Here is a 1,727-nt window from a genome sequence, read left to right as displayed (position 1 = left end):
TAGAGGCGATGGACATATCCTCAGGCATGCTAGAGGAAGCTCGGAAAAAGAATGTTTACACCAGTTTCCACCAACAAGTTTTGGGTGAACCCTTGGATTTTCCCTCAGCCACCTTTGATGCCATCATTAGTGTTGGGGTTTTTACCTATGGACATGTCAAAAGTAACGCATTTGACGAACTGATTCGTATTACCAAGCCAGGGGGATACATTGTTGTTAGTATGCCTACCGATCTGTCTGAGAGTAACGAGTTCAAACCAAAGCTAACTGCCCTAGAGCGGTCTGGTCAATGGGAAATGGTTACAGCGACAGAGAAATTTCTTACCCATGAAAAGAAAGACACTGGTGTTTATTTAAAAGTTTGGGTGTACAAGGTTTGTTAGGAGCGTGATATCAACAATAAATAATCTAAAAATAGTAGGAAAAGCGTTTTTTTTTGATGAACTATCAAAACTTTAAAAAATTGATAAATAACCCCAAAATTGTGGTATTATGGGCTACACCTAGATCTGTATCAACCGCCTTCGAGAGAACTTTTTCACAACGCCCAGATACAGCAATCATTGATGAACCATTCCTTGATGTTTATTACTTTAGCAAATGGCGGCGTTCCAATCGCTTTGGCGATTGTGAACAGCGCCAAGATTACCAACCTACTCAGGTAATTGAAGAAATAAAATCCAAAGCGGAGGCAGCTCCTCTAGTTTTTATGAAAGAGATGGCTTACCAAGGACTGCCATACATCCCTCAGGATTTTCTCGCTTCTGTGCTCAATACTTTTATTGTGCGTAATCCTCAGGAGGTAATGGCTTCCTGGTATCGGGTAAATGAGTCTCCTACAAATGAAGAGTTTGGTTTTGATGGCTTGAAACAAATGTGGCAAATAGTAACTAAGCAATTAAAACAGAAACCAATCCTTGTTGAAGCTAATTCCTTCCGTCGTCATCCCCAAAAAGTTTTGAGCGAGTATTGCCAACGCATAGGAGTTAAGTTTTACCCCCAAATGTTGAGTTTTAATGAGGATAAATGGAGGGAATGTCAGCCTGATGAAATGGAGAGTCGAGCTAAATGGTATAAAACTTTAGACGGTAGTAGTGGGATTGTGCCACCAACTCAAGAAAAAGTGGAAATTCGTCCTGAAGATGTCGGGATGGTTGAAGGAGCGCAGAAAGTTTATGAAGAGCTTTATCATGTCGCAATTTAATCGGATAGCAATATGAATAAAGAAAAATTTTTACAAGGTCGCGTAGCAATAGTAACTGGCGGGACATCTGGTATAGGTAAAGCCGTCGCTCTTGCGTTAGCAGAAATTGGGGCTAACGTAGCCATTGGCTCCCGCTCCGCTGAGAAAAGTTCTTGCCAAACAGAAATTGAGGCAAAAGGGGTTAAGGCTTTAGCAATGACCCTAGATGTTTCTTCTACTGATTCAGTTGAGACTTTTTGCAATAATGTATTCAAAACTTTTGGTCAAGTCGATATCCTGGTTAATGCTGCTGGAATAACCTACCTGCATAAAATCTCCGAGCATCCCGATCAAGACTGGCATCGTGTTATTGATGTTAACCTCAATGGTATTTATCGTACGATCAAGTTTTGTTTGCCAGGAATGATCGAACGCAAGTGGGGTCGCATTATCAACATTGCTTCTACTGCTGCCTCAGTTGGTAATCCTAATGTTCCTGCCTATTGTGCTTCTAAAGCAGCAGTGGTTGGGCTAACTCGTTGTG

General features: G+C 41.3%; 3 protein-coding genes. All 3 read left to right on the top strand.

Annotated elements, in window-relative coordinates:
• Window positions 1–383: class I SAM-dependent DNA methyltransferase (locus F6K37_RS40995; RefSeq protein ID WP_287257029.1), on the top strand; the 383-nt coding region annotated here is incomplete at its 5' end.
• Window positions 384–484: 101 nt separating this feature from the next.
• Complete coding sequence (locus F6K37_RS40990; protein WP_287257028.1) at window positions 485–1,204, top strand: sulfotransferase-like domain-containing protein; 720 nt, start codon at window positions 485–487, stop codon at window positions 1,202–1,204.
• 12 nt (window positions 1,205–1,216) lie between these two features.
• The coding region (locus F6K37_RS40985) for an SDR family NAD(P)-dependent oxidoreductase (protein WP_287257027.1) at window positions 1,217–1,727 on the top strand (511 nt) is incomplete at its 3' end.

Origin of the sequence: Moorena sp. SIO4E2 (genome assembly GCF_010671945.1) — a bacterium.
Classification (GTDB): domain Bacteria; phylum Cyanobacteriota; class Cyanobacteriia; order Cyanobacteriales; family Coleofasciculaceae; genus Moorena; species Moorena producens.
The sequence above is the reverse complement of the archived record's forward strand: the minus strand, read 5'-3'. Positions and strand labels throughout refer to the sequence as shown.